The organism is Pseudomonas extremaustralis (assembly GCF_900102035.1).
Classification (GTDB): domain Bacteria; phylum Pseudomonadota; class Gammaproteobacteria; order Pseudomonadales; family Pseudomonadaceae; genus Aquipseudomonas; species Aquipseudomonas extremaustralis.
In genome coordinates this window covers 5,247,537-5,274,173 of sequence record NZ_LT629689.1, presented here as the reverse complement: position 1 = coordinate 5,274,173, position 26,637 = coordinate 5,247,537, and the positions used below count along the sequence as shown (strand labels likewise).

24 protein-coding genes are annotated in these 26,637 nt (G+C 62.8%); 10 read left to right on the top strand and 14 right to left on the bottom strand.

The genetic code is table 11. The annotated features are described in order from the left end of the window. Window positions 1-5 precede the first annotated feature (5 nt). The 4 genes from BLR63_RS24250 to BLR63_RS24235 all read left to right on the top strand — a co-directional run bounded on the left by BLR63_RS24250 (window position 6) and on the right by BLR63_RS24235 (window position 3,122). Entirely contained in the window at window positions 6-551 is a 546-nt protein-coding gene (locus BLR63_RS24250) for a hypothetical protein (RefSeq protein WP_010564411.1), read from the top strand. A 37-nt stretch (window positions 552-588) separates the two neighbouring features. Further along, window positions 589-2,184, top strand: a complete 1,596-nt coding sequence (locus BLR63_RS24245; protein WP_010564412.1) for a GMC family oxidoreductase — start codon at window positions 589-591, stop codon at window positions 2,182-2,184. Between the two features lie 103 nt (window positions 2,185-2,287). After that, on the top strand, window positions 2,288-2,767 hold the full coding sequence (gene coaD / locus BLR63_RS24240; protein WP_010564413.1) for a pantetheine-phosphate adenylyltransferase: 480 nt from the start codon (window positions 2,288-2,290) through the stop codon (window positions 2,765-2,767). 103 nt (window positions 2,768-2,870) lie between these two features. Further along, window positions 2,871-3,122 carry a YfhL family 4Fe-4S dicluster ferredoxin gene (locus tag BLR63_RS24235; protein ID WP_010564414.1) on the top strand — a complete coding sequence of 84 codons (252 nt, stop codon included), beginning with the start codon at window positions 2,871-2,873 and terminating at the stop codon, window positions 3,120-3,122. A 123-nt stretch (window positions 3,123-3,245) separates the two neighbouring features. On the opposite strand, the gene mutM is transcribed toward BLR63_RS24235, so the two are convergent. Both mutM and BLR63_RS24225 read right to left on the bottom strand, forming a co-directional pair. Further along, window positions 3,246-4,058 carry a bifunctional DNA-formamidopyrimidine glycosylase/DNA-(apurinic or apyrimidinic site) lyase gene (gene mutM / locus BLR63_RS24230; RefSeq protein ID WP_010564415.1) on the bottom strand — a complete coding sequence of 271 codons (813 nt, stop codon included), beginning with the start codon at window positions 4,056-4,058 and terminating at the stop codon, window positions 3,246-3,248. Between the two features lie 21 nt (window positions 4,059-4,079). After that, the gene (locus BLR63_RS24225) at window positions 4,080-4,892 is read right to left on the bottom strand and encodes an HDOD domain-containing protein (protein ID WP_179130341.1); all 813 of its coding nucleotides are present in this window, start codon (window positions 4,890-4,892) and stop codon (window positions 4,080-4,082) included. A gap of 310 nt (window positions 4,893-5,202) precedes the next feature. On the opposite strand from BLR63_RS24225, the gene BLR63_RS24220 reads away from it, so the two are divergent. Then, complete coding sequence (locus BLR63_RS24220) at window positions 5,203-6,399, top strand: class I SAM-dependent rRNA methyltransferase (RefSeq protein ID WP_010564417.1); 1,197 nt, start codon at window positions 5,203-5,205, stop codon at window positions 6,397-6,399. A gap of 225 nt (window positions 6,400-6,624) precedes the next feature. Continuing rightward, window positions 6,625-7,824, top strand: a complete 1,200-nt coding sequence (locus tag BLR63_RS24215; RefSeq protein WP_010564418.1) for an MFS transporter — start codon at window positions 6,625-6,627, stop codon at window positions 7,822-7,824. A gap of 123 nt (window positions 7,825-7,947) precedes the next feature. Here the strand turns inward: BLR63_RS24215 and BLR63_RS24210 are convergent, their stop codons facing one another. Then, window positions 7,948-8,406 carry an REP-associated tyrosine transposase gene (locus BLR63_RS24210; RefSeq protein ID WP_010564419.1) on the bottom strand — a complete coding sequence of 153 codons (459 nt, stop codon included), beginning with the start codon at window positions 8,404-8,406 and terminating at the stop codon, window positions 7,948-7,950. 386 nt (window positions 8,407-8,792) lie between these two features. Here BLR63_RS24210 and ilvD point away from each other — a divergent pair, with 386 nt between their 5' ends. Next, a complete protein-coding gene (gene ilvD / locus BLR63_RS24205; RefSeq protein ID WP_010564420.1) occupies window positions 8,793-10,634 on the top strand; it encodes a dihydroxy-acid dehydratase in 1,842 nt (613 codons plus the stop codon). 103 nt (window positions 10,635-10,737) lie between these two features. On the opposite strand, the gene BLR63_RS24200 is transcribed toward ilvD, so the two are convergent. Continuing rightward, the gene (locus BLR63_RS24200; RefSeq protein WP_010564421.1) at window positions 10,738-11,799 is read right to left on the bottom strand and encodes an HAD family hydrolase; all 1,062 of its coding nucleotides are present in this window, start codon (window positions 11,797-11,799) and stop codon (window positions 10,738-10,740) included. A 153-nt stretch (window positions 11,800-11,952) separates the two neighbouring features. After that, a complete protein-coding gene (locus tag BLR63_RS24195) occupies window positions 11,953-12,465 on the bottom strand; it encodes a dihydrofolate reductase (protein WP_010564422.1) in 513 nt (170 codons plus the stop codon). A gap of 90 nt (window positions 12,466-12,555) precedes the next feature. Here BLR63_RS24195 and BLR63_RS24190 point away from each other — a divergent pair, with 90 nt between their 5' ends. After that, the gene (locus BLR63_RS24190; protein ID WP_010564423.1) at window positions 12,556-13,935 is read left to right on the top strand and encodes a DUF2868 domain-containing protein; all 1,380 of its coding nucleotides are present in this window, start codon (window positions 12,556-12,558) and stop codon (window positions 13,933-13,935) included. Further along, window positions 13,928-15,295 (top strand): DUF3482 domain-containing protein, encoded by a 1,368-nt coding sequence (locus BLR63_RS24185; RefSeq protein ID WP_010564424.1) that lies wholly within the window; start codon window positions 13,928-13,930, stop codon window positions 15,293-15,295. Before BLR63_RS24190 ends, BLR63_RS24185 begins: the two co-directional genes overlap by 8 nt. On the opposite strand, the gene BLR63_RS24180 is transcribed toward BLR63_RS24185, so the two are convergent. The 7 genes from BLR63_RS24180 to BLR63_RS24150 all read right to left on the bottom strand — a co-directional run bounded on the left by BLR63_RS24180 (window position 15,292) and on the right by BLR63_RS24150 (window position 24,308). Beyond that, entirely contained in the window at window positions 15,292-15,849 is a 558-nt protein-coding gene (locus tag BLR63_RS24180; protein WP_010564425.1) for a phosphonate degradation HD-domain oxygenase, read from the bottom strand. The two genes, BLR63_RS24185 and BLR63_RS24180, sit on opposite strands and share 4 nt — an antisense overlap. Then, window positions 15,846-16,973 carry a TIGR03364 family FAD-dependent oxidoreductase gene (locus tag BLR63_RS24175; RefSeq protein WP_010564426.1) on the bottom strand — a complete coding sequence of 376 codons (1,128 nt, stop codon included), beginning with the start codon at window positions 16,971-16,973 and terminating at the stop codon, window positions 15,846-15,848. The genes BLR63_RS24180 and BLR63_RS24175 overlap by 4 nt, the downstream gene beginning before the upstream one ends. Before the next feature lie 130 nt (window positions 16,974-17,103). Then, window positions 17,104-18,117, bottom strand: coding sequence for a putative 2-aminoethylphosphonate ABC transporter substrate-binding protein (locus tag BLR63_RS24170; RefSeq protein WP_010564427.1), 1,014 nt, complete (start codon window positions 18,115-18,117; stop codon window positions 17,104-17,106). A gap of 19 nt (window positions 18,118-18,136) precedes the next feature. After that, window positions 18,137-19,843 (bottom strand): putative 2-aminoethylphosphonate ABC transporter permease subunit, encoded by a 1,707-nt coding sequence (locus BLR63_RS24165; protein ID WP_010564428.1) that lies wholly within the window; start codon window positions 19,841-19,843, stop codon window positions 18,137-18,139. A gap of 1 nt (window position 19,844) precedes the next feature. Next, on the bottom strand, window positions 19,845-20,909 hold the full coding sequence (locus BLR63_RS24160) for a putative 2-aminoethylphosphonate ABC transporter ATP-binding protein (RefSeq protein ID WP_010564429.1): 1,065 nt from the start codon (window positions 20,907-20,909) through the stop codon (window positions 19,845-19,847). Window positions 20,910-21,157: 248 nt separating this feature from the next. Then, window positions 21,158-22,021: a LysR family transcriptional regulator gene (locus BLR63_RS24155; protein ID WP_010564430.1), complete on the bottom strand. Its 864-nt coding sequence runs from the start codon at window positions 22,019-22,021 to the stop codon at window positions 21,158-21,160. A gap of 16 nt (window positions 22,022-22,037) precedes the next feature. After that, a complete protein-coding gene (locus BLR63_RS24150; protein WP_010564431.1) occupies window positions 22,038-24,308 on the bottom strand; it encodes a heavy metal translocating P-type ATPase in 2,271 nt (756 codons plus the stop codon). Between the two features lie 84 nt (window positions 24,309-24,392). Between BLR63_RS24150 and cadR the strand changes: the two genes are divergently transcribed. Beyond that, window positions 24,393-24,833: a Cd(II)/Pb(II)-responsive transcriptional regulator gene (gene cadR, locus BLR63_RS24145; protein WP_010564432.1), complete on the top strand. Its 441-nt coding sequence runs from the start codon at window positions 24,393-24,395 to the stop codon at window positions 24,831-24,833. Between the two features lie 80 nt (window positions 24,834-24,913). Here cadR and BLR63_RS24140 read toward each other — a convergent pair whose 3' ends face one another. Together BLR63_RS24140 and lgt are read right to left on the bottom strand one after the other, a co-directional pair. Beyond that, window positions 24,914-25,747, bottom strand: coding sequence for a thymidylate synthase (locus BLR63_RS24140; RefSeq protein ID WP_010564433.1), 834 nt, complete (start codon window positions 25,745-25,747; stop codon window positions 24,914-24,916). A gap of 52 nt (window positions 25,748-25,799) precedes the next feature. Next, the gene (gene lgt, locus BLR63_RS24135; RefSeq protein ID WP_010564434.1) at window positions 25,800-26,612 is read right to left on the bottom strand and encodes a prolipoprotein diacylglyceryl transferase; all 813 of its coding nucleotides are present in this window, start codon (window positions 26,610-26,612) and stop codon (window positions 25,800-25,802) included. Window positions 26,613-26,637: the final 25 nt, after the last annotated feature.

Sequence of the window (26,637 nt, the reverse complement as noted above, 5' to 3'; positions counted from 1 at the left end):
CAACAATGAACCCAAGCCTCACGGATTCTCCTGCGCTGTCGCGGCGCGGCGTGTTGAAGATCGGCCTGTGCGCCAGCGCCTTCCTGGCCACGGCCGGGCTCGGCGCCAGCCTCAGCGGCTGTTCCAGCAGCACCCCGGCCAGCGGCTTTGCCATGCTGCGCAGCAGTGACCTGCCGTTTCTGCGCGCGGTGATCCCGGTGTTGCTCGAAGGCGCGGCCAGCGCCGAGGACGTGGTCGCCGGGATAGAGGACACCCTCAAAAGACTCGACTACAGCCTGCAACACCTGTCGCCGGAGATGTTCAAGCTCACTCAGCAACTGTTCGACGTACTGGGCATGGGCATCACCCGTGGCCCGTTGACCGGTATCTGGGGCAGTTGGGAAAACGCCAGCAGCGAGCAGATCCGCCACTTCCTGCATCGCTGGGAAAACAGCTACCTGAACCTGCTGCGCATGGGCCAGGGCTCGCTGCTCAAGCTGGTGATCATGGCCTGGTATTTCCGGCCGGCGTCCTGGGCCCATTGCGGCTACCCCGGCCCGCCGAAGATCTGATCCGCATCTTCCACAATAAAAACTAGAGACGATCCTGATGCCCGTACCCGATCTGTTCCGCGACGGCCTGGCCCGTGGCTGGAAGACCCACAATGGCGCCGCCCTCGACCATGACCTGACCCTGGAAGCCGACGTAGCGATCATCGGCAGCGGCGCCGGCGGCGGCACCACCGCCGAAATCCTCAGCGCCGCCGGCTACAAGGTGCTGCTGATCGAAGAAGGCCCGCTCAAGACCAGCAGCGATTTCAAGCTGCTCGAACACGAGGCCTACACCAGCCTGTACCAGGAAGGCATCGGCCGCATGAGCAAGGACGGCGCGATCACCATCCTCCAGGGCCGCGCCGTGGGCGGTACCACGCTGATCAACTGGACCTCGAGCTTTCGCACGCCAGACGCCACCCTTTCCCACTGGGCCAGCGAATATGCGGTGAAGGGCCACAGCAGCGCCGAGATGGCACCCTGGTTCGAGAAAATGGAACAGCGCCTGGGCATCGCGCCCTGGGCCATGCCGCCCAACGCCAATAACGACGTAATCCGCAAAGGCTGCGAAAAGCTCGGCTACAGCTGGCACGTGATCCCGCGCAATGTGCGCGGTTGCTTCAACCTGGGCTATTGCGGCATGGGCTGCCCGGTCAACGCCAAGCAGTCGATGCTGGTGACCACCATCCCGTCCACCCTGGAAAAAGGCGGCGAACTGCTTTACCTGGCCCGCGCCGAACGCCTGGTCTACAGCGGCGACCACATCAATAGCCTGGAATGCGTGGCCATGGACGAACGCTGCGTGGCGCCGACTGGACGCAAGATCACGGTCAAGGCCAGGCATTACGTGCTGGCGGGCGGCGGCATCAACAGCCCGGCGCTACTGATGCGCTCGAACGCCCCGGACCCGCATTCGCGACTGGGCAAACGCACCTTTCTGCACCTGGTGAATTTCTCCGCGGCGCTGTTCGACGAGGTGATCAACCCGTTCTATGGCGCACCGCAGTCGATCTACTCCGACCATTTCCAATGGCAGGACGGCACCACCGGAAAAATGTCCTACAAGCTCGAGGCACCGCCGCTGCACCCGGCGCTGGCCAGCACCCTGCTCGGAGGCTACGGCACCGATAACGCCCTGGACATGAGCCAGCTGCCCAACACCCACGCGATGCTTGCCCTGCTGCGCGACGGCTTCCATCCCGACAGCCCCGGCGGCAGCGTGGAACTGCGCGGCGATGGCACGCCGGTGCTCGACTATCAGGTTTCGCCCTACGCCTGGGACGGCCTGCGCCGGGCCTTTCACAGCATGGCCGAGATTCAGTTCGCGGCCGGCGCCAAGTCGGTCAAACCGTTGCACCACGATGCGCGCTACGTGAAGACCCTGGCAGAAGCCCGCAGCCTGATCGACGGCCTGAACCTGGAACTGCACCGCACCTGCCTGGGCAGCGCCCACGTGATGGGCGGTTGCGCCATGGGCGAAGAGCCGAAAAACGCCGTGGCCGACAGCCTCGGTCGCCATCACCAGTTGCGCAACCTGTCGATCCATGACGGCTCGCTGTTCCCCACCAGCATTGGCGCCAACCCACAATTGTCGGTGTACGGATTGACCGCGCAACTGGCGAGCGCATTGGCCGAACGTCTGAAAACGGCGTGAAAAAACACGGTATTCACCAGGTCTATCTGCATAAGTTGACTTGGCCGACCGGGATGGCTGCGATACCATCCGGTTCCCCAACGGACTCCGCCAGGACGACGCGATGAACCGAGTGTTGTACCCAGGTACCTTCGACCCGATTACCAAAGGCCATGGCGATCTGGTCGAACGCGCCTCACGCTTGTTCGACCATGTGATCATCGCAGTCGCGGCCAGCCCCAAGAAAAACCCGCTGTTTCCCCTGGAACAGCGCGTGGAGCTGGCGCGTGAGGTCACCAAGCACCTGCCCAACGTGGAAGTGGTGGGTTTTTCGACACTGCTGGCACACTTCGCCAAAGAGCAGAACGCCAATGTGTTCCTGCGTGGCCTGCGTGCGGTGTCGGACTTCGAATACGAATTCCAACTGGCCAACATGAACCGCCAACTGGCGCCGGACGTGGAAAGCCTGTTCCTCACGCCGTCGGAACGTTATTCGTTTATTTCCTCGACACTGGTCCGCGAAATTGCGGCGTTGGGCGGGGATATCACCAAGTTCGTGCACCCGGCCGTGGCGGATGCGCTGACCCAGCGCTTCAAGAAGTAAGACCGCTCAATCGGCGCCCACTCGCACTGCGGGCGCCAATGCGGCACAATTGCGCGCATTCGTTTTTAAGATGCCTTGGCTGACAGCCCTGGCAGGAGTTTCCATGTCCCTGATCATCACCGACGATTGCATCAACTGCGACGTCTGCGAACCCGAGTGCCCGAACGCTGCGATTTCCCAGGGCGAAGAAATCTACGTGATCGACCCCAACCTGTGCACCCAGTGTGTTGGCCACTACGACGAACCTCAGTGCCAGCAGGTCTGCCCGGTGGATTGCATTCCGTTGGATGAAGCCCACCCGGAGACTGAAGCGCAGTTGATGGAGAAGTACCGCAAGATTACCGGTAAGGCTTGAGCCTGTTGGCGCCTGCAAGGGCCTTATCGGGAGCAAGCCCCCTCCCACATGTGAAATGTATTCACAAATCAAAATGTGGGAGGGGGCTTGCTCCCGATGGCGATATCAGCCATCACACAGCAATCAGCTCTGGCACTTAGGGCAAAACACACTCGCCCGCTGCCCCAGCACTACATTGCGCAATTCGCTCCCACAGACCTTGCACGCCTCGCCGCCCCGGCCGTAGACGAACAGTTCCTGCTGGAAATACCCCGGTTGCCCGTCGCCGCCGATAAAGTCGCGCAATGTGGTGCCGCCCCGCTCGATGGCGGCGGCCAGCACGCGCTTGATCTCGATCGCCAGCTTCAAATAACGCGCCCGTGAAATCCCGCCCGCCGCCCGCCGCGGGTCGATCCCGGCGGCGAACAGCGCTTCGGTCGCATAGATATTGCCCACCCCCACCACCACGGCGTTGTCCATGATGAACGGCTTCACCGCCATCGTCTTGCCACGGGACAGCTGGAACAAACGCTCACCGTCGAACCGGTCGGTCAACGGCTCCGGCCCGAGGCGGATCAGCAGTTCATGGTTGTGCGGGTCCTGGCTCCAGAGCATTGCGCCAAAACGCCGGGGGTCGGTGTAGCGCAGGGCCAGGCCGGATTCGAGCTCGATGTCCACATGCTCGTGCTTGGCCGCCGGCAGGCCGACTTCCACCAGGCGCAGGTTGCCCGACATGCCCAAGTGACTGATCAAGGTGCCTACCTCGGCGTTGATCAACAGGTACTTGGCCCGCCGCTCCACCAGCACGATGCGCTGCCCGGACAGACGCACATCCAGGTCCTCCGGGATCGGCCAGCGCAGACGCCGCTCACGCACCACTACACGGCTGACGCGCTGGCCTTCCAGGTGCGGGGCAATCCCACGCCGGGTGGTTTCGACTTCGGGTAATTCGGGCATGTGTACCTCGGGGTGAAAGGGTCAGTGCGCGCCCAGCTCACGGATCGACAACTTCAGGCTATCGAAGTCGTAGTCCGACAGGCCCACGTAGTCCAACACCAGATCGCCCACCGCATTCCACTCATGATCCACCGTCTGGTTGCCCAGCACCCGGTAGGACGAACAGATGTGCTCGGCCATCTTCAGGATCGCCAGCAGGTTTTTCAGCTGAGAATTGCGCGACGACTCATCGCTGAAAACCGCCAGGGCATTGTGGTGATTGGCGATGGCGTCGGTCACATGCTCCGGCAGGCGCCAGGACTTGGCGGTGTAGTAGCCAACCACCGCATGGTTGGTGTTGAACGCATTGTTTTCGGTGTCCACCACGCGGGAGTCAGCCCCGGCATTGCCGTAGGCCTCTTCGAGCACCGACATGTAATTGGGGAAACGCTTGAGCATCAGCGGCACGCCGCAATCGTGGAACAGCCCCAGGGCGTAGGCTTCGTCCACCGCCTGGGCGCCGGTGCGCTTGGCCAGGGTGAGGCAGGTCATGGCCACATCCTGGGCGGTGTCCCAGAAGCGGTTGAGGGTGACGATGGTCTCATCGTTCATCTCACCCTTGATCGACTGGGCGTTGATCAGGTTGATGATCGAGCGGCTGCCCAACAGGTTCACGGCGCGCTGGATCGAGGCGATCTTGTTGGTCAGGCCGTAATACGGCGAGTTGACGATCTTGAGCAATGCGCCGGACAGGCCCGGGTCCTGGGCGATCAACCGCGCGATCACCTCCAGGTCCGGGTCGGGCATGTATTGCTCCATCTGCAAATCCACCATGATCTGCGGTTGAGGCGGCACGCTGATGCCTTGCAGGGCCTGTTGGATCTGTTCGGCGGAAAGCTCTGGGTGCATAAGTACATACTCTGGGCTAGGCGCCGATTCTAACCCCGATGGGAAGCTGACCGACACCTCAAAAACCCGAATGGCAACCCGCTCCCGCAGGAGCGCGCTTGCTCGCGAAAAAACCATGGATGACGCGGCCTACCTGATAGCGCTGCGTCAGCGTGGACGGTCTTCGCGAGCAAGCTCGCTCCTGCAGCCCATCAGGCCAAGCCGCGAAATGTAGTGCAACACGGTATACTCCCGCTCTTTTTTCCGGAGCGACGTCATGTCCCTGCCAAGCCTGCGTCTCAAAGCCAACGCCGATCGTCGTTTGCGCAACGGCCACCTGTGGGTCTACAGCAACGAAATCGACGTGGCCGCCACCCCACTTCACGGCTTCCAGGCGGGCGACCAGGCCATCCTCGAAGCGGCCGGCGGCAAGACCCTGGGCATCGTGGCCATGAGCCCGAACAACCTGATCTGCGCGCGCCTGCTGTCGCGTGACATCAAGTTGCCTTTGGACAAGTCGCTGCTGGTGCACCGCCTGAATGTCGCCCTGTCCCTGCGCGACCGCCTGTTCGACAAGCCGTTCTACCGCCTGGTCTACGGCGATTCCGACCTGTTGCCGGGCCTGGTGGTCGACCGTTTCGGCGACATCCTGGTGGTACAGATCGCTTCGGCGACCATGGAAGCCCATAAAGACGACGTGATCGCCGCCCTGACCCAAGTGCTCAAGCCCAGCGGCATCCTGTTCAAGAACGACTCCGCCGCGCGCGACGCCGAAGGCCTCAACCGCTACGTCGAAACCGTATTCGGCCTGGTACCGGAGTGGGTCGCGCTGGAAGAAAACGGCGTGAAATTCGAAGCTCCGGTAATCCAGGGCCAGAAAACCGGCTGGTTCTACGACCACCGCATGAACCGCGCCCGCCTGGCCCCGTATGCCAAAGGCAAGCGCGTCCTCGACCTGTACAGCTACATCGGCGGCTGGGGCGTGCAGGCTGCGGTCTTCGGCGCCACTGAAGTGTTCTGCGTCGACGCCTCGGCCTTCGCCCTCGACGGCGTCGAGCGCAACGCCGCGCTGAACGGCGTCGCCGAAAAAATGACCTGCATCGAAGGCGACGTATTCGAAGCCCTCAAAGAACTCAAGGCCAGCGAAGAACGTTTCGACGTGATCGTCGCCGACCCACCGGCCTTCATCAAACGCAAAAAAGACATGAAAAACGGCGAAGGTGCCTACCGTCGCCTCAACGAGCAAGCCATGCGCCTGCTCAGCAAGGACGGCATCCTGGTCAGCGCCTCCTGCTCGATGCACCTGCCGGAAGACGACCTGCAAAACATCCTGCTGACCAGCGCCCGCCACCTGGACCGCAACATCCAGATGCTCGAACGCGGCGGCCAGGGCCCGGATCACCCGGTGCACCCGGCGATTGTCGAGACACGCTACATCAAGAGCATCACCTGCCGGTTACTGCCCAATAGCTAAAGACTGAAACCGTCCCCCTGTAGGAGCGAGCTTGCTCGCGAAAAACCCATAGACGACGCGGGCTACCTGATAGCGTTGCGTCATCGTTGACGATCTTCGCGAGCAAGCTCGCTCCTACAGAGGCGGCGTACACCATTACGGGACGCTTCGCACAATAGATTTGATTGAATTCAATTTTTCGCTGACTAGTATCGGTTTCTGGTTTTACTCCGGAAATTACCACTCATGTCTGAGCCCTTCCGCTCTCCCGCCCTCAGTGGCGAGGTAAAACGCCAACAACTTTCCCGCTTCATCCTGATCACCTGCATTGCCCTGATCAGCTTCTTCCCGATCAATATTCTCCTGCCTTCATTCCCCGCACTGGCCGCCCAATTCGACACTCCGACGGCCGACGTCGCGCTCTCCATCAGCCTGTTCACCCTGATCTTCTCCATATCCCAACTGATCGTCGGCCCGTTGTCGGACAAATGCGGGCGCAAGGAAGTGCTGCTCGGCTGCATCACGCTATCGATTCTCGGCGCAATAGGCTGTGCCCTGGCGTCGGACTACCTGACCCTCCTGCTGTTTCGCACAGTGCAGGCCATGGGCTGCGGTTTCTTCGTATTGGGCCATGCACTAGTGGAAGACCTGTTCGACGAACAGGATCGAGCCCGGGTGCGCCTCTATTACATGACCCTGAGCGGCTCGTTTGTCGCATTGTCACCGCTGATCGGCTCCTGGCTGCAAACCACCTTCGACTGGCAAGGGAGCTTCTATGGGTTTGCACTCATGGCATTGGGCATGTTGATCCATGCGTTTTGCATCTTGCCCTCCAAAGCTGCCAGCCCGCTCCGCGCGCCCGCCTCGATCCTCGGCACGCTCAAAACGGTCGCCGCCAATCGCGACTTCCTGCGCTACTGGTGGATCGCCGCACTGGTGTTCGCCTGTTATTTCGCGCTGGTCAGCGTCACACCGCTGATCTTCATGGATGCACTGAAGCTCTCCGAATACCAATACGCGCTGGTGCTAATAGTGTACGGCGTGGCCTACCTGATCGGTGGTGTGGCGGCCTCGTACCTGCAAAAGCGCATCTCGCTGCCCCGACAAATCAACATCGGCCTCGGGTTACTGCTCCTCGCGGGTGTGCTGCTGACGCTGGTCGTCCTCTTTAAAACCATTACCACGGTAACCCTGCTCATCCCGATGCTTATCAGCGCACTGGCGGTCACCCTGGTTCGGCCCGCTGCAATTTCGGCAGCGATGGTGTTGTTTTCTAGCTGCGCGGGGACGGCGGCTTCGGCGGGCAATAGCATCATGTTCCTCACCGCTGCCGTCAGCAGCGCAGCGCTCGCGCAAACCGGCAGTCATTTGCTGATGACGATTGCCGTGAGCTTTATCATTTTCAGCCTGTGGGGTTGGCTGACCAATACGCGGGTCGGACACTGACACTTTCCCCCTGTAGCGGCGAGCTTGCTCGCGAAAACCCATAGACGACGCGGGCTACCTGATAGCGTTGCGTCATCGTTGACGATCTTCGCGAGCAAGCTCGTTCCTACAGGGGAGAAGAGGTTACAACCAGATGGCGTCCCATAGCGGGTACTGGCCGATATGTTTGACCAGCCCTGCCCGCAAGGGATTGGCCACGATATAACGGGCCATTGCCTTCAAGTCTTCCTCCCGACGCAGTGCGCGGTCGAAATAGCCTTTTTGCCACAAGGTCCCGAACGAACACCTGGCCTTGTTGATGGCGCGGGCACTTCGCGACTTGGTGCTGCGCATCAGCCTTGGCAAGTCGCCGTTATGCAACTCGACCAGCCAGTGGAAATGGTCAGGCATGACCACCCAGGCCAGCGAAGTCGCCTCGCCGTCTTCCTGAGCTTTCCTGAACGCACTGACAAGCAGGCGGCCGATGCGCCAGTCCTGAAAAGCCAATTGCCGTTGATGGGTAACCGCCGTGAGCAGGTAAACACGGCCCGACTCCGAATAGCGCCCGATGCGCAGCCGATGTGCATGTTGCTGGGTGGACATTCCTTCGTCCTCTTCTGTGAGTGGAAGAGAAACGGTAGGCGGACCGACTTCGCCCGGCCTGTAAACAGTGGTTCTGAATATGTCCCGCCCCTGTAGGAGCGAGCTTGCTCGCGAAAAACGAACAGGCAACGCGGGCCTCCCGCTAGCGCTGCGTTATCGTTGACGTTTTTCGCGAGCAAGCTCGCGCCTACAGGAAGACGGTGTAGAATCGGCCCTATTCATCGCCAGTCATCCCCCGGCGGGTTTATGAGCTCAAGGCCACTGCGCACGGCGATCCCGTAACGTTTGCGGCAACTTCCGGACACCAGTGCCATTTTTCGGGTGTTCCAGACGTCCATAGAAGCTCACTCCCCTTTGACATCTGATTAGCCGCCCGGAGTGCTCCAATGCCTGATTACCGCTCGAAAACATCCACCCACGGCCGCAACATGGCCGGCGCCCGCGCACTGTGGCGCGCCACCGGGATGAAAGATGACGACTTCAAGAAGCCGATCATCGCGATTGCCAACTCGTTCACCCAGTTCGTCCCCGGCCATGTCCACCTCAAGGACCTGGGCCAACTGGTCGCCCGCGAGATCGAACGCGCTGGCGGCGTGGCCAAGGAATTCAACACCATTGCCGTGGATGACGGCATCGCCATGGGCCATGACGGCATGCTGTATTCCCTGCCGAGCCGCGAGATCATCGCCGACTCCGTGGAGTACATGGTCAACGCCCACTGCGCCGACGCCATCGTGTGCATCTCCAACTGCGACAAGATCACCCCTGGCATGCTGATGGCCGCCCTGCGCCTCAACGTCCCGGTGATTTTCGTCTCCGGCGGTCCGATGGAAGCCGGCAAGACCAAACTCGCCTCCCACGGCCTCGATCTGGTCGACGCCATGGTCATCGCCGCCGATTCCAGCGCTTCTGACGAGAAGGTCGCGGAATACGAGCGCAGCGCCTGTCCGACCTGCGGTTCGTGCTCCGGCATGTTCACCGCCAACTCGATGAACTGCCTGGTGGAAGCCCTGGGCCTGGCCTTGCCGGGCAACGGTTCGACCCTGGCCACCCACAGCGACCGCGAGCAGCTGTTCCTGCAGGCCGGCCGTACCATCGTCGAGCTGTGCAAGCGCTACTACGGCGAGAACGATGAGTCGGTGTTGCCGCGCAACATCGCCAACTTCAAGGCGTTCGAAAACGCCATGACCCTGGACATCGCCATGGGCGGTTCCACCAACACCATCCTGCACTTGCTGGCCGCCGCCCAGGAAGCCGAGATCGATTTCGACCTGCGCGACATCGACCGTCTGTCCCGCAACGTGCCGCAACTGTGCAAGGTCGCGCCGAACATCCAGAAGTACCACATGGAAGACGTGCACCGCGCCGGCGGGATTTTCTCGATCCTCGGTTCCCTGGCCCGTGGCGGCCTGCTGCACACCGACCTGCCGACCGTACACAGCAAGTCCCTCGCCGAAGGCATCGCCAAGTGGGACATCACCCAGACCGACGACGAAGCCGTGCACACCTTCTTCAAGGCCGGCCCGGCGGGCATCCCGACCCAGACTGCATTCAGCCAGTCGACCCGTTGGGACACCCTGGACGCCGACCGTGAAAACGGCTGCATCCGCAGTGTCGAGCACGCCTATTCCAAAGAAGGCGGCCTGGCCGTGCTGTACGGCAACATCGCCCTCGACGGCTGCGTGGTGAAAACCGCCGGCGTGGACGAGTCGATCCATGTGTTCGAAGGCAACGCCAAGATCTTCGAAAGCCAGGACAGCGCCGTGCGCGGCATCCTCGCCGACGAAGTCAAAGAAGGCGACATCGTGATCATCCGCTACGAAGGCCCCAAAGGCGGCCCGGGCATGCAGGAGATGCTCTACCCGACGTCCTACCTGAAATCCAAGGGCCTGGGCAAAGCCTGCGCGCTGCTGACCGACGGGCGTTTCTCCGGCGGTACTTCGGGCCTGTCCATCGGCCACGCATCGCCGGAAGCCGCTGCCGGCGGCGCGATTGGCCTGGTGCAAGATGGCGACAAAGTGCTGATCGACATTCCGAACCGTTCGATCAACCTGTTGATCAGCGACGAAGAACTGGCCGCGCGTCGGGTCGAACAGGACAAGAAAGGCTGGAAGCCGGTGGAGAAGCGTCCGCGCAAAGTCACTACCGCGCTGAAAGCCTATGCCCTGCTGGCCACCAGTGCCGACAAAGGTGCTGTGCGTAACAAGGCAATGCTCGACGGCCTGTAAGGCTAGCCGATAAAAATGCCCCGCCAGGTGCGGGGCATTTTTTTGCCTGGAGAAAACCTCCAAACCCTGGAGGCCAACATGTGGGAGAGGCGAACCCCCGTAGTTACTGGATTTCGTCAGGCTTGACGATCACCCAGTTCTTGTCCGCCGTCACCGGCAAGCCTTCCTTGGCCTGGGCCGCCGCGTGCTTGGCCATCATGCCGTTGAGCTGGGCCATGTATTTGTCCTTGCGGTTGACCCACAGGTGCACGCCGCCCTTGGCCACGTCCACATCGTGGAACAGCATGTAGCCGTCGCTGGTCGGGGTATCGCCGCCGACGATCACCGGTTTTTTCCATTCGTCGATGTAGGTGAGGATCGCCGCGTGCTTGCCGGCCATCCAGGTCGCCGGGGTCCACAGGTACGGGGTGAGTTCCAGGCCGAGGTTGGCTTTCTGGTCGTATTTGCCGGCCGCGATCTGCTTGCGCGCGGTGGTCAGCTCGCCAGTCTTGCGGTCTTTGAGCAAGGTGGTCACGCCGATGACATTCTCGGGTTTGACGTTGTAGCCGTACTTCGGATCAGCCGCGACCATGCGCACCAGTTCTTCCGATGCGGCGGTCATCACATACACCTCGATGCCGTTTTCCATCAGCTTGTTGTACAGCTCAGCCTGGCCGGTGAAGACCTTCGGCGGTTGCACCTCGGATTGCTTCACCACATCGCCTTCGAAATAGCTGACAGGCACGGGCTTGCCGGAGGCCATCAACTCATCGACCTGGGTCTTGAGTTCATTGAGGGTGAAACCGGAGAACACCTGGGCCACCCAGGGGTAGCAGACCATGTCGTCCACTTCGCACAGGCGATAGTAGTAACTGAACAGGCTTTCCTTATGGTCGGCGGTGTCTTTGAACGGCATAAGCTTGAGCGACGGGTCGAGGCTGTCGCGGGTGATCAGGCCCTTGTTTTCCATGTAGGGCAGCAGGGACTCTTCGAGGTCGTAGCGGTAGCTGGTGTTGTCCATGTCGAAGACCGCGAAGTTACCCTTGTTGGCATTGGCGGCGATCATTTCGTTCAGTTGCTTGGCGGCCGGGGCCGGCCAGTGTTTCAACTCGGTGTCGGCGAATGCCTGGCTGGCGAGTCCAAGGCAGAATGCAGCGGATACAAGTAATTTCGGCGCGAGCTTCATAGGCGTTGTCTCCCTGAGTGAAAGACATCGACGCTAACAAATCCCTGTGACAGTTTTCGTCCGGTCACGACCGCTTACGTTCTGATGCCGCCATTGCCATACGCCTGGACGCCAACTACTGAGTCCAAAAACGACAGGCGGCACCTGATGCGTTTAGGCTTTTTCCCAGACTTCAAAGTTGTAAGCCGGTTTATCCCCTTCGGCGGGGTTCGGAAGATTGGAAACCAACTTCCACTGGTTCTCATCGAACGCTGGAAACCACGCATCCCCTTCCGGGCTCAGCGCCACGCGGGTCAGGTACAGGCGATCGGCCTGTGCAAGCCCCTGGGCATACAACTGCGCGCCGCCGATCAGCATCAGCTCGTCCGCGCCGTGCTCCCGCGCCCAGGCGTCGGCCCGCTCGACCGCCGCTTCCAGTGACGGAAAAACTTCCGCACCTTCAAGCGCAAGATCGGTCTGACGACTGACCACCAGGTTCAGCCGCCCCGGCAGCGGTCGCCCCAGGGAGTCCCAGGTCTTGCGCCCCATGATGATGGGCTTGCCCAGCGTGGTGGCCTTGAAATATTTGAAATCCCCCGGCAAATGCCAGGGCATGCTGTTGTCGACGCCGATCACGCGGTTTTCACCGAGGGCCGCGATCAGGCTGAGAGGGAGAGTTTTTTTCATGGCGACGAGAATACCAGAGCCCCGCGCAGCTTTCCCCAATCGGCTGTACAGCGGTTATGCTCCAGGCTCACTGCCACGATTGGAAAACGCGTGACTGCACTGACCCCCCTGCAAAAACTCTGGCTGACGGAAACCGTGCGCCTGCGTGAAGAACACGCCGGCCCCCTGGACGACCTGGAAGCCAACCGCCTGGCCCGCACGGCCGGCGGCGACCTGTCGACGCGCATCCAGAACCGCGCCCTGCACCTGGCCGAGCGCGATGGTCTGCGCGCCGCCCTCACCCGCTGGCTGCAAGGCGCGCGCCTGGCGCTGGTGTTGCTGGCCATCGTGGCGGTCGTCAGCGGCGCCGGATTGGCCTTTGCCGCGCTGGGCAACGGCTTGGCCCCGGTGAATGTGTTCTGGGCCCTGGGCAGCCTGCTCGGTTTGAACCTGATCCTGTTGTTGAGTTGGGCCCTGGGCCTGCTGTTTGCCGGCGAGCACAGTGCCAGCCTTGGGCGCTTGTGGTTGTGGCTCAGCGAGAAATTCGCCCGTGATGCCAAGGCCGCACAGCTGGCGCCGGCGTTGCTGCTGTTGTTGCAGCGCCAGAAACTCAATCGCTGGGCCGTCGGTGTGCTGGTCAACAGCCTGTGGTTGCTGGCGTTGCTCAGCGCGCTGGTGATCCTGCTGACGCTGCTCGCCACCCGGCGCTACGGCTTTGTGTGGGAAACCACCATCCTCGGCGCCGACACTTTTGTCGCCGTGACCCAAGCCTTGGGCAGCCTGCCCGCCTTGCTCGGCTTTAACGTGCCGAGCGTCGAAATGATCCGCGCCAGCGGCGATTCCGCGTTGAATATCGACAGCGCCCGCCAAGCCTGGGCCGCCTGGCTGGTGGGGGTGTTGCTGGTCTACGGCCTGCTGCCCCGGTTGATACTCGCCCTCTTGTGCCTGTGGCGCTGGAAACGCGGGCGTGCCGCCTTGCGCCTGGACCTCAACCTGCCCGGCTACGCGCAACTGCGCGAACGCCTGATGCCGAGCAGCGAACGCCTGGGGGTCAACGATGCGGCGCCGGAACAGTTACACCACGTCAGCGGCGGCGTCAGCGAACTGCAAAGCGCCGGCGCGCTGCTGGTGGCCATCGAGCTGGACGATCAACACCCCTGGCCACCGAAGCTATCGGCCAACGTGAAAGACGCCGGCATCCTCGACAGCCGCGAATCACGCAACAAACTGCTGGAACAACTCAGCCGCTTCCCGCCCGCGCGCCTGGCCATCGCCTGCGACCCTCGCCGCTCGCCGGACCGTGGCAGCCTGGCGCTGATCGCCGAGCTGGCCCGCAGCGCCACCGCCACCCGCGTATGGCTGCTGCAAGCGCCGCCCGGCCAGGCCCTGGACGCCGAGCGCCTGGGCGACTGGCACACCGCGCTGCAACAGTTGGAGTTGCCCTTCGCCGACTGCGCGCCGCTGAACTGGCTGGAGACCGGTCATGACTAAACCGCTGAAACTCGCCGTGGTCGGCCACACCAACGTCGGCAAGACCTCGCTGTTGCGCACCCTCACGCGGGACGTAGGCTTCGGCGAAGTCTCCCATCGCCCCAGCACCACGCGGCATGTCGAAGGCGCGCGCCTGTCGGTGGATGGCGAAGCCTTGCTGGAGCTGTACGACACGCCGGGGCTGGAAGATGCCATCGCCCTGCTCGATTACCTGGAACGCCTGGAACGTCCCGGCGAACGCCTCGATGGGCCCGCCCGGCTGGCGCGCTTCCTCGACGGCAGCGAAGCGCGCCAGCGTTTCGAACAGGAAGCCAAGGTGCTGCGCCAACTGCTCGCATCCGATGCCGGCCTGTATGTGATCGACGCCCGTGAGCCGGTGCTGGCCAAGTACCGCGACGAGCTGCAAGTGCTGGCCAGCTGCGGCAAGCCATTGCTGCCGGTGCTCAACTTTGTCAGCAGCAGCGACCACCGCGAGCCGGACTGGCGCGAAGCCCTGGCACGCCTCGGCCTGCATGCGCTGGTGCGGTTCGACAGCGTCGCGCCGCCGGAAGACGGCGAACGGCGGCTGTATGAAAGCCTCGCCCTGCTGCTGGAAAACGCACGCCCGCAACTGGAGCGCCTGGTGCTCGACCAGCAGGCCCAGCGCCAGGCGCGCTTGCAAAGCGCGGCGCGATTGATCGCCGAGTTGCTGATCGATTGCGCCGCGTGTCGACGCAGCGTGGTGAGCGAAGATGAGCCGCAAGCCATCGCGGATCTGCGCAAAGCCGTGCGCCAGCGCGAACAGAAGTGCGTCGAGGCGCTGCTCAAGCTGTTTGGCTTTCGCCCGCAGGACGCCGCCGCCAGCGATTTACCGCTGCTGGACGGCCGCTGGGGCGATGACTTGTTCAACCCGGAAACCCTCAAGCAACTCGGCGTGCGCGTCGGTGGCGGGATTGCAGCAGGCGCGGCCGCCGGGGCCGGTGTGGATTTACTGGTCGGCGGCCTGACCCTCGGCGCCGCTGCGCTGGCCGGTGCGATTGCCGGCGGCGCCCTGCAAACCGCGCGCAGTTATGGCGGCCGCCTGCTGGGCAAGATCAAGGGCCAGCGCGAGCTGACCGTCGACGACAGCGTGCTGCGCCTGCTCGCCCTGCGCCAGCGCCAACTGCTCAAGGCCCTGAACCTGCGCGGCCACGCGGCGATGCACAGCATCAAGGTCGACACGCCTCAGGACAAAACCTGGCGCGAAGGCAAGTTGCCGGACGCCTTGCACAAGGCTCGCGCCCATCCGCAATGGTCGTCCCTCAACCCCCACGCCAAACTGAGCCAGGCCGAACGCCAGGAACAGGTCGAAGCCCTGGCCCAGCGCCTCGACGAAGCTTAAGCCGCCGCCAGCACCCGCCGGGCCTTGGCCTTGAGTACCTCAAGGTCGAGCACCGGTACCTGCATGACCTTGGCCTCTTCGTCCCAGTGGCGCAGGCGCAGACTCACGGCGCAGAGCGGGTCCTGCTCGAAAGCCCGGGCCTCTTCGGCGCTCATCACACCGCCCTGATACACCAAGGTCCGGCGGCTGGCCTCGCTCAAGCGTTCGTAATAGTCCGGCTGGCTGAAGGTCAGGTAACGCTTGGCCTCGACGTGATATTCCACCAGCCTGGCCAGACGCTCGCTGAACCCTGCGCGACGCAAATAATCGGCGCCCAGCCGCTCATGACTGACCACGCCATAACCGCCCATGCTCGCGCCGCCTTCGTCGCAAAGATGGCCGATATCGTGGAAGAACGCCGCCAACACCACCTCATCGTCGAACCCTTCGGCCATGGCCAACTGCGCGGCCTGGGACATGTGTTCGATCTGCGACACCGACTCACCGATGTAATCCGCCGTGCCATGGCGTTCGTACAAGCCGAACACCTCGGTAATCGCCTGTTCCGGGTTCATGCTGTGTCGCCCCACAATCCGCTGATATTGCGCTCGGCCAGCGCCGGCCCCACGCTCATGCCCACGCCGGTGTGCATCAAGGCCGCACTCACCCCCGGCGCCGCCCGCAGGAACGAAAACGGCCCCGGCCCGCGCGCGCCATACACACCCTGCCAGCGCTCGACCACCTGGACCGTGCAGCCCAAGGTCTGTTCGGCCAGCTCGATCAGCCAGTCATCGACCCGCTCGGCGTTGAACGGCGACGCGTCGCTGCCGTACTGGTGGGAATCACCGATGATCAGCTCGCCGTAGGGCGTCGGGCTGATCAGCAAGTGAATCCCGTGTTCATGCAGGTGCGGTGCATCGCGCAGGATCTGCGCCTGCACCGCCGCTGCTTCCGGCAGGTCGGCAAACGCGCCGTAATGCACGCAACTGAGACCGGTGAGCAAGGCGTGTTGCAGGTTCAAGTTGACCGCCGGTCGCGCGCGCAGCATTTGCAGGCGGCAGACTTGCGGGTTGAGGTCGGCGATCGCTTCGGCCAGCAGGGTCTGGTAGTCGTGGCCGGCGCACACGATGATCTGCTCGCCACGAAAGCTGCCCGCCGTGCTGTGCAATCGGCCCGGCTCGACGTCGCGCACCAGGGTGGAGAAGTGAAACTCCACCTTCAGTTCCTGGCTCAGATAGCGGATCAATGCCGGGATCGCTTCGCGCGAATACAACTGCTGATCATCGCGGCCATGCAGGGCGGCGCGATGATGGCGGAACTGGCCGCCGTATAAATCCCTGAGGGCCGCGCCTTGCAGCAGCTCGACGTTGTAGCCGTGCTCGCGGGCGCGCCCGGCGCAGAAGGCTTCAAGCAGATGTTCTTCGGCTTCGGTACGGGCGAACAGGTACGCGCCGTTACGCTTGAGTTGCAGGCCCGCCACCCGGGCCCATTCGCCCCAGATATCACGGCTTTGCTGCGCCAGGTCGAGCATGATGCCTGGCGGCTGGCCGGTAACCAGGGCCTGGCCGAAGTTGCGCACCGAAGCCCCCAGCGGCGTGGCGCTGCGCTCGAACACCTTGACCTTGAGCCCGCGCCTGGCGGCGGCGTAGGCGTGGGACAGGCCAAGGATGCCGGCGCCGATGATCAGTAAATCTGTCATGAAATACGTAACCCTCTGTAGGAGCGAGCTTGCTCGCGAAGAACGAATAGGCGACGCGGATAACCTGAAGCGCTGCCTCATCGTTGACGTTTTTCGCGAGCAAGCTCGCTCCTACAGGTAGAGGTGAAAGTTATTGTTTTTCCGACTTGCCGTCATAGCGCTTGCGCCATTCAGTCAGGATGCTGTCGCGATGCGACGACGCCCAGGCAAAGTCGTTCTTGATCAACCGCTGCTCGTAATCGGCCGGCAATTCGGTCTGCGGTTTGGCGATACCCGGTTGGGCGAGAACAGCGAAGTTGTCCTTGTACAGGTCCATCGCCGCCGGGCTGGCGGAGAAGTCGGCGAGTTTTTTCGCGGCATCGGCGTGGGCGGTGCCCTTGATCACGGCCGTGGCCTCGATGTCCCAGCCCAGGCCTTCTTTCGGCAGGATGATGTCCAGCGGCGCACCCTGGCGTTTCAACTGCACGGCCGGGTACTCGAACGAAATGCCAATCGGGAATTCCCCCGAGGCGGCCAGCTTGCACGGCTTGGAACCGGAATGAACGTATTGGCCGATGTTCTGGTGCAGGTCGTCCATGTACTGCCAGCCCTGCTTCTCGCCGAAGGTCTGCAGCCAGGCGCTCACATCCAGAAAGCCGGTGCCCGAGGACGCCGGGTTGGGCATGACGATCTTGCCCTTGTACTCAGGCTTGGTCAGGTCCTGCCAACTCACCGGTTTGGTCAGGCCTTGCTTCTCAGCCTCGGCGGTGTTGAAGCAGATGGTCGCGGCCCATACGTCCATGCCGACCCAGGCCGGCGGGTTCGCGGCGTCGCGGTAGTTTTTGCCGATCTTGTCCAGGTCCTTCGGCGCGTAGTTGTCCAGCATGCCTTGCTGGTCGAGGATCGCCAGGCTCGACGCGGCCAGGCCCCACACCACGTCGGCTTGCGGGCGAGCTTTCTCGGCCAGCAGCTTGGCGGTGATGATGCCGGTGGAATCGCGCACCCATTTGATTTCGACGTCGGGGTTGGCCTTTTCGAATGCCTGTTTATAGGTTTTCAACTGCTCGGCTTCGAGGGCCGTGTACACGGTCAGCTCGGTCTTGGCGAAGGCATTCAGGCTGAATGCAGTGAGTACGGCAGCGACCAGCGTCAGGGGCTTGAACATGGAATACCTCCTTCAAGGGTTATTGGCCGGGCGCGGTCTGGCGCCAGGCTTGGGAGCGGCGCAGGGCGCCACGTGAGGCCCACGCCAGCAGCAGCGAAACGCCGGCCGAAGTGAACAGAATCAAAGTGGACATGGCCGCCGCGCCGCCGACGTTGCCGGCATCGTCCATGTTCAACACGGCGACGGCGGCGAGGATGGTGTCGGGGCTGTAGAGGAAGATCGCGGCCGAGACGGTGGTCATCGCCGACACGAACAGATAGCGCACGATGTCCAACAGTGCCGGCAGGCAGATCGGCACGGTCACGCGCAGGTAATGGCGATACAACGGCGCCTTGAGGGACAGCGCGGCAGCTTCGAACTCGGCGTCCAGCTGGCGCAGCGCGGTGGTGGCGGTCATCTGCGCGGTGGTCAGATAGTGCGCGATGGTGCATACCACCAGCAGGGTCATGGTTCCGTAGAACACGTGCAACGGGTTGCCGCTGAGGTTGAAAAAGAACACGTAGCCCAGGCCCAGCACCAACCCCGGCACCGCCATCGGCACAAAACTGAGCAGGCGCAGCGCCAGGTTCAGGCCTTGCTGGCCACGGGTCTTTTCCATCAGGTAGGCGCCGGTGAAGATCAGCACGCTGCCGATCAACGCGGTACACAGGGCCAGGGTCAGGCTATTGCGATAGGCCAGCCAACCGCCGCCGGCGGTGTCTTCGAACTGGTAATGGTTGAGCGACAGCGACAGGTTGTACGGCCAGAACTTCACCAGCGAGGAATACACCGCCATGCCGAACACCAGCAGCAACGCCGCGCAGATCAGCAGCACGATGGCCAGGTAGCAACCATCGCGCCGCCGCGACCGCACCGGCTGGAACACCTGGGCACGGCCGCTCATCGAATCGCCCTGACGCCGACGCAGCCAGGCATCGACGCCAAAACTGAACAGCGCCGGCAGCAGCAACACCATGCCGATCAACGCCCCGCGTCCGAACTGCTGCTGGCCGACCACGGCCTTGTAGGCCTCCAGCGCCAGCACCTGATAATCGCCGCCGACCACCACGGGCACGCCGAAGTCGGTGATGGTCAGGGTGAACACCAGGCAGAACGCGGCGAACGCGGCCTGCCGCGTGGCCGGCCAGGTGATGCTGCGAAACGCCCGGGCGGGGCTGGCGCCCATGCTCGAGGCTGCATCGAACAGCCGCGCATCCGCCAGGGACAGCGCCGACAGCAGGATCATCAGGGCGTGTGGGAAGGTGTAGATCACTTCCCCCAGCACAATGCCCCAGAAGCCGTAGATATTTTCCGAGAGCAGCCCACGCAGCAGGCCCTGGTTGCCGAACAGGTACACCAGCGCAATGCCCGGCAGCATCGACGGCGCCATCAGCGGCAACAGCGACAGGCCGCGCCAGAGGGCTTTGCCGGGTATCAAGGTGCGTTGCAGTGCGTAGGCAAACAGGTAGGCCAGCGGTACGACGATGGCCGCCACGCTGAGGGAAACTTTCAGGCTATTGCCCAGCAGCCAGTGAAAGTTGGCACTGGTCACCAGCTCGCGCGCCGCCACCAGGCCACCACCCTGCCCTGCCTCGCTGCTGAAGCCGCGCCAGAAGATCGCCAGCAGTGGCAGCAGCACGGCGATGCCCAGCAGCAACAGCCAGAGCCATTTGCCGCCCACTACGAACAGGCGGTCGCCCCATTCGGCGCGGGTGACCTGGCGCGGCAGCGTCATAACGGCAGCCATCTCAGGCAAACACCTGCAGGCTGCGCGGCGGCAAGGCCACCCAGATGTCCTGGGCGCCCAGGCGCGGCATGGCTTCCGGGGCCAGTTCGGCCAGCAGCGGATGACCGGGCAGTTGCTCCAGCTCAAAGCTCATGCGGCAGCGATTACCGAGAAAGGTGATCTCGCGCACTTTGGCCGGGAACAGGTTTTCTTCATGCACCGGCGGGTTGACGCTGATGGCTTCCGGGCGGCAAAACAAACGGCCGGACTTGGCCACGCCGGCATCGTCGGCCAGGCGCATATTCATCCCGCCGACCTGGGCATGGCTGGCACTGTTGCGGCTGAATGGCAGCCAGTTGCCCTGGCCGACAAACTCCGCCACGAACGGCGTAGCCGGGCGGTCGTAAATTTCCTGGGGCGTGGCGTATTGCTCGACCTTGCCGTTGTGCATCACGGCGATGCGGTCGGCCATCAGCATGGCTTCGTCCTGGTTGTGGGTGACCATCAACGTGGTAATGCCCAGGCGCCGTTGCAACTGGCGCAACTCGGTGCACAGATGCTCGCGCACGCGGGCGTCGAGAGCCGACATCGGTTCATCCAGCAACAGCAGCGACGGCGCTGGCGCCAGCGCACGGGCCAGGGCCACCCTTTGCTGCTGACCGCCGGAGAGTTGGCCGGGGTATTTCTTTTCACTGCCGAGCAGGCCCACCAGTTCAAGCATCTGGCCGACGCGCTTACGCACTTCGTCGCGACCGCTGCCGGTGAGGCCGTAGGCGATATTCGCTTCGACGGTGAGATTGGGAAACAGCGCGTAGGACTGGAACAGAATCCCGTAGTCCCGCGCCTGGGGCGGCAACAGGGAAACGTCGCGGTTGCCCAGGTACAGTTCGCCGCTGTCCTGGCGTTCCAGGCCGGCGATGCAGCGCAGCAATGTGGTCTTGCCGCAACCGGACGGACCCAGCAGGCACACCAGCTCACCGGCGGCGACGTCCAGGGACACGTTGTCCAGCGCGGTAAAGGCGCCGAAGCGTTTCTGGATACCGCGCACCTTCATCGGCGCGCCGGGTTGGGTCAGGGCTGTGTTCATGCAAGGCACCTCATCGAACGGATGAAGGCCATGCTAGGCAGGCAATGCGTCCCTGATGTGGCAGAAAGGCAAAACGCGGTGATAGTGGTATTGGTGGATTTGGGTAGGGCTCACAGAGGTGGAGGGCCTGGACTACCGCTATCGGGGGCAAGCCCCCTCCCACATTTTTACCGCATTGTCATGTTGGAACCCGGTCAAGTGTGGGAGGGGGCTTGCTCCCGATAGCGCCCTCAATGCCACCGTCTTGTTCAGATCGGCGACATTTCCTGCGCCAACCCCAGAAACGCCGCCGGCAACCGCGCGCCTTTTCTTTCCTTGAGGCAATACAGGTACTCGGGAATCTGCGGCGCATTCTCCAGGGTCAGTACCTTCAGTTGCCGGTCATGGGGCACTTCCTGGCGGGCGATGATGCTGATGCCGATATTGCGCAGCACCGCTTCGCGGATCGACTCGCGGCTGCCGATTTCCAGCAGCGGCCCGTAGCTCACGCCGGCGCCTTGCAGCATGTCTTCGGTCAGCCGTCGCGTGGTGGAGCCGGCTTCGCGCATCAACAAGGTGTGACCGGCCAATGCCGTCAACGGCACGTGATCGAGGCTGGCCAGGGGATGGTTGCGGTGCACCGCCAGCACCAGCGGGTCGGAGCCCAGTACGCGGCGAATCAGGCGTGGGTCTTCCAGCAATTGCGAGGAAGCGGCGACGTCGACGCGGTAGTCGTCCAATGCTTCGAGCACCTGCTGGGAGTTACCGATTTCCACCGACACCTCCACTTGCGGCAGGCGTTCGCGAAAGGCTTTGACCAGGTCGAGGATGTAATACGGCGCCGTGGCGGCGATCCGCAGCGCGCCCTGGACCTGGCCATTGTTGCGCAGGAAAAACTCGATATCCGCTTCCTGCTGCAACAGCGTCTTGACCATCGGCAGCAGGCGCGCACCTTCGTCGCTGACAGTGAGGCGCCGGCCGCCGCGGTAGAACAGCTCGACGCCGTATTGGCTCTCCAGGTTACGGATCTGGGTGGTGACGGTGGGCTGGCTGAGGCCGAGTTTCTTTGCCGCCTGGGTGATGCTGCCCAGGCGGGCGACCATATAAAACGCCTTTAACTCGGCACTCAGCACGCCAGCCTCTCATCATCTATTTGCGCAACAGGCGCAGGCCATTGAACACCACCAGCAGGGCCACGCCCATGTCGGCGAACACCGCCATCCACATGGTGGCCAGGCCCAGGAAGGTGACCACCAGGAAGATCGCCTTGATCACCAGCGCCAGGGCGATGTTCTGCCTGAGGATACTCGACGTTTGCCGCGACAACCGAATGAAAGCCGGAATCTTGCGCAAATCATCGTCCATCAAGGCCACGTCGGCGGTCTCGATGGCGGTGTCGGTACCGGCGGCGGCCATGGCGAAACCGATCTCGGCGCGGGCCAACGCCGGCGCGTCGTTGATGCCATCGCCGACCATGCCCACCCGATGGCCCTGGCCGTAAAGGGCTTCGATGGCCAGCAGCTTGTCGGTGGGCAACAGGTCGCCCTGGGCTTGGTCGATGCCAACCTGGGCCGCGATGGCCTGGGCGGTGTGGGTGTTGTCGCCGGTGAGCATCAGGGTCTTGATGCCCAGCTCGTGCAGTTGCTCGATGGCTTCGCGGCTGCTGTCCTTGACCGTGTCGGCCACGGCGAACAGCGCCAGCGGGCCGGATTTATCCAACAACAACACCACGGACTTGCCTTGTTTCTCCAGGGCGAAGAGTTTGTCTTCCAGTGCCGGCGAGCACAGGCCGAGGTCTTCCACCAGGCGATGGTTGCCCAGGTGATAGGTTTCGCCGTTGATATCACCGCGCACGCCTCGACCGGCCAGGGCTTCGAAGTTATCCACAAGGTGCACCGGCAGGCTTTTATCCACAGCCGCGTTGGCAATCGCCAGGGACACCGGGTGGTCGGAGCGCGCCGCCAGGCCGGCGGCCAGGGCCTGGACTCGCGCCTCGACGTCGGGCACCAGCATCAGGTAATCGGTCTGCACCGGTTTGCCGTGGGTGATGGTGCCGGTTTTGTCGAGGGCCAGGTAATTCAGCTTGTGACCGCCCTCCAGGTACACGCCGCCTTTGATCAGAATGCCTTTGCGCGCTGCCGCCGCCAGGCCGCTGACGATGGTCACCGGGGTGGAGATCACGAGGGCGCAAGGGCACGCGACCACCAGCAGCACCAGGGCGCGGTAGATCCAGTCGAACCAGGCAGCGGCCATGAACAGCGGCGGGATGACGGCCACACCCAGGGCAAGCAGGAACACTGCCGGGGTGTAGAGCTTCGAGAAGCTGTCGACAAAACGCTGGGTCGGCGCACGGGCGCCCTGGGCCTGCTCCACGGCGTGGATGATCCGCGCCAGGGTGGAATTGTTCGCCGCCGCCGTGACTTGGTATTCCAGGGAGCCGGCCTGGTTGATGGTGCCGGCGAAGACCTTATCGCCCACGGTTTTTTCAACCGGCAGGCTTTCTCCGGTGATCGGCGCCTGGTCGATGGTGGACGTGCCGGCGGTGACGTCGCCGTCCAGGCCGATGCGCTCTCCGGGCTTTACCCGCACGATCGCGCCAAGTTCGATGTTATTAACTTCAAGTTCGACCCAACTGCCGTCAGCCTGACGCACCGTGGCCCGCTCCGGGGTCATCTGCATCAAGCCACTGATGGCATTGCGCGCACGGTCCAGGGACTTGGCTTCGATCAGTTCGGCCACGGTGAACAGGAACATCACCATCGCCGCTTCCGGCCACTGGCCGATCAAGACCGCGCCGGTGACCGCGATACTCATCAGCGCATTGATGTTCAGGTTGAGGTTCTTCAGGGCGATCCAGCCCTTTTTATAAGTGGTGAGGCCACCGCTGAGGATCGAGACCAACGCCACCATGGCAATGACCCAGGTCGGCGCCGCGTTGGTGAAGTGCAACACCTCGGCGCCCAGGGCGCCCACGCCGGACACTGCCAGCGGCCACCAATGCTTCTTGGCGGGCAGTTCGGCCGCCGGGGTGCCTTCTTCGACAGGATCGGCCTGCATCCCGAGGGATTTGACGGCCTCGATGATCGGCGCAGTGTTCGGCAGGTCGTGGGTGACGCCAAGGATGCGGTTGATCAGGTTGAATTCCAGCTGCTGCACACCGGCGAGCTTGCCCAGTTTGTTCTGGATCAGCGTCTGCTCGGTGGGGCAGTCCATGGCTTCGATGCGGAAAGTGCTCAGGCGCGAGCTGGCGGTGGGCGCTTGGCCCAGCTTCACCAGCGTCGGGGCCGGCGTGCCGGAACAGCAGCTGTCGCCGTGGCCGTGGTCATGCACGGGGGTGAGTTTCTTCGGGCCATGATCATGGTCATGATCGTGGTCATGGCCATGCTCGTGTTTGTGCGGGGTGTGGAGGGAGTCGCTCATCAGGTCGCGTCCGTAAGGTGCCTGTTGCCAAGTAAAGACCCTGTAGCCACTATAGGGTCAAGCACCCATTTGGAGATTGCGGCAATGAAGATCGGCGAACTGGCCAAACTGACCGACTGCCCGGTGGAAACCATCCGTTATTACGAGAAGGAAGGCCTGCTGCCTCCCCCGGCGCGCACCGAGGCCAACTACCGCGTGTACACCCAGGCGCACACCGAACGACTGATCTTTATCCGCAACTGCCGCAGCCTGGACATGACCCTGGAAGAAATCCGCAGCCTGCTCGACCTGCGCGACAGCCCTCAGGACCAGTGCGAAAACGTGAATGCGTTGATCGACGAGCATATCCACCATGTCAAAGCGCGGATCGACGGGCTATTGGCGTTGCAGGAGCAGTTGATCGACCTGCGCCAGCGTTGTGGCGGCGGGGATCATTGCGGGATTTTGCAGCGGTTGGAGGTCAACGGCGGTGTTGCCGCCAGCGAGGCTGAGCCTTCCCATGTAGGCAGAAGCCACGGCCATTAATTTGAAGGGGTCACCGGATCAAATTGTGGGAGGGGGTTGCTCCCTCCCACACAAGCCCACACCTTTAGACTGAGATAGCCTCAGATGGCGACGTCGGCCTTGATGCTTGGATCGGCGTCGTAACCTACGATTTCGAAATCTTCGAACTTGTAGTCGTAGATCGACGCTGGCTTACGCTTGATCACCAGTTCCGGCAGCTTCTTCGGCGTGCGCGCCAGTTGGGTGCGGATCTGTTCCATGTGGTTGCTGTAGGCGTGGGTGTCGCCGGTGGTGACGATGATCTCGTGGGGGATCAGGTCGCATTGCTGGGCCAGCATGTGGGTCAGCAGCGCCAGCGCGGCGGTGTTGTACGGCAAGCCGAGGAACACGTCGGAGCTGCGGATATACAACTGCATCGACAGATGGCCGTCATGCACGAACGCCTGGTACAGCAGGTGGCAAGGCGGCAGCGCTTGTTTGCCGTTACGGGCATTTTCCTGGGGGCTCTTGGTCTCGTCGGGCAGGTACTCGACGTTCCAGCCGTGGAACAGGATGCGGCGGCTGTTGGGGTTGGTCTTCAGCGTCTCGACCATGTAGTCGATCTGGTTGATCTTGCCGCCGTCCTTGGTCGGCCAGGCGGTCCACTGCTCGCCGTACACCGGGCCCAGATCACCGTCTTCGGTGGCCCACTCGTCCCAGATGCGCACACCGTTCTCGTTCAGCCACTTGATGTTGGTGTTGCCGCTCAACATCCAGATCAATTCATTGGCGATGCTTTTGAAGTGAAGCTTCTTGGTGGTCAGCAGCGGAAAGCCGTCGGCCAAGTTATGCCGATACTGACGGGCGAACACAGCCTTGGTGCCGGTGCCGGTACGGTCGCCTTTGGTCAGGCCATTGGTCACGACGTCGTTCAGTAGTTCGAGATATTGCTTCATTTCATTACCCGTATCGTTGAAGCCGAGACCTCGCAGGCCTCGGCGTTCGAATTTAAAGCGCGGTGTTCTTGAGCGGTTGCGGGCGGTTGTACGCCCACCACAGCAGGCCCAGGCCACCGAGGATCATCGGCAGGCTGAGGATCTGGCCCATGGTCACCCAGCCAAACGCCAGGTAGCCCAACTGCGCATCCGGCACGCGCACGAACTCGACGATAAAGCGGAAGATCCCGTAGAACAGCGCGAACATCCCCGACACGGCCATGGTGGGGCGTGGCTTGCGCGAGAAGAGGTACAGAATGAGAAACAGTGCCACACCTTCCAGGGCGAACTGGTAGAGCTGCGACGGATGGCGCGGCAGTTGCGCCGGGTCGCTGAACGGCGGGAACACCATGGCCCATGGCACGTCGGTCGGCTTGCCCCACAGCTCGGCGTTGATGAAGTTGCCGATACGCCCGGCGCCCAGGCCGATCGGCACCAGCGGTGCGACGAAGTCCATCAGTTGGAAGAACGACTTGCCGTTACGCCGACCGAACCACCAGGCGGCGATCATCACGCCGATAAACCCGCCGTGGAACGCCATGCCGCCCTTCCACACTTCGAAGATCAGCGTCGGGTTGGCGATGTACGCGGACAAGTCGTAGAACAGCACATACCCCAGGCGCCCGCCGACGATCACCCCCATCGACAGCCAGAACACCATGTCGGAGAGTTTCTCCTTGGTCCAGGTCGGGTCGAAACGGTTCAGGCGCCGGGACGCCAGCAACCAGGCACCGCCGATGCCGATCAGGTACATCAACCCGTACCAGTGGATTTTCAGCGGACCGATGGCCACGGCCACCGGATCGATCTGCGGGTAAGGCAGCATTGCGACTCCTCGTAAATCATTCGTT

Coding starts and splice junctions, on each gene's coding strand:
- BLR63_RS24215 (WP_010564418.1), top strand. CDS start 6,625: ATGTCTGAGCCCTTCCGCTCTCCCGCCCTCAGTGGCGAGGTAAAACGC.
- BLR63_RS24250 (WP_010564411.1), top strand. CDS start 6: ATGAACCCAAGCCTCACGGATTCTCCTGCGCTGTCGCGGCGCGGCGTG.
- ilvD (WP_010564420.1), top strand. CDS start 8,793: ATGCCTGATTACCGCTCGAAAACATCCACCCACGGCCGCAACATGGCC.
- BLR63_RS24160 (WP_010564429.1), bottom strand. CDS start 20,909: ATGAACACAGCCCTGACCCAACCCGGCGCGCCGATGAAGGTGCGCGGT.
- BLR63_RS24245 (WP_010564412.1), top strand. CDS start 589: ATGCCCGTACCCGATCTGTTCCGCGACGGCCTGGCCCGTGGCTGGAAG.
- BLR63_RS24170 (WP_010564427.1), bottom strand. CDS start 18,117: ATGTTCAAGCCCCTGACGCTGGTCGCTGCCGTACTCACTGCATTCAGC.
- mutM (WP_010564415.1), bottom strand. CDS start 4,058: ATGCCCGAATTACCCGAAGTCGAAACCACCCGGCGTGGGATTGCCCCG.
- lgt (WP_010564434.1), bottom strand. CDS start 26,612: ATGCTGCCTTACCCGCAGATCGATCCGGTGGCCGTGGCCATCGGTCCG.
- coaD (WP_010564413.1), top strand. CDS start 2,288: ATGAACCGAGTGTTGTACCCAGGTACCTTCGACCCGATTACCAAAGGC.
- cadR (WP_010564432.1), top strand. CDS start 24,393: ATGAAGATCGGCGAACTGGCCAAACTGACCGACTGCCCGGTGGAAACC.
- BLR63_RS24150 (WP_010564431.1), bottom strand. CDS start 24,308: ATGAGCGACTCCCTCCACACCCCGCACAAACACGAGCATGGCCATGAC.
- BLR63_RS24180 (WP_010564425.1), bottom strand. CDS start 15,849: ATGAACCCGGAACAGGCGATTACCGAGGTGTTCGGCTTGTACGAACGC.
- BLR63_RS24210 (WP_010564419.1), bottom strand. CDS start 8,406: ATGTCCACCCAGCAACATGCACATCGGCTGCGCATCGGGCGCTATTCG.
- BLR63_RS24235 (WP_010564414.1), top strand. CDS start 2,871: ATGTCCCTGATCATCACCGACGATTGCATCAACTGCGACGTCTGCGAA.
- BLR63_RS24140 (WP_010564433.1), bottom strand. CDS start 25,747: ATGAAGCAATATCTCGAACTACTGAACGACGTCGTGACCAATGGCCTG.
- BLR63_RS24175 (WP_010564426.1), bottom strand. CDS start 16,973: ATGACAGATTTACTGATCATCGGCGCCGGCATCCTTGGCCTGTCCCAC.
- BLR63_RS24220 (WP_010564417.1), top strand. CDS start 5,203: ATGTCCCTGCCAAGCCTGCGTCTCAAAGCCAACGCCGATCGTCGTTTG.
- BLR63_RS24195 (WP_010564422.1), bottom strand. CDS start 12,465: ATGAAAAAAACTCTCCCTCTCAGCCTGATCGCGGCCCTCGGTGAAAAC.
- BLR63_RS24200 (WP_010564421.1), bottom strand. CDS start 11,799: ATGAAGCTCGCGCCGAAATTACTTGTATCCGCTGCATTCTGCCTTGGA.
- BLR63_RS24185 (WP_010564424.1), top strand. CDS start 13,928: ATGACTAAACCGCTGAAACTCGCCGTGGTCGGCCACACCAACGTCGGC.
- BLR63_RS24165 (WP_010564428.1), bottom strand. CDS start 19,843: ATGGCTGCCGTTATGACGCTGCCGCGCCAGGTCACCCGCGCCGAATGG.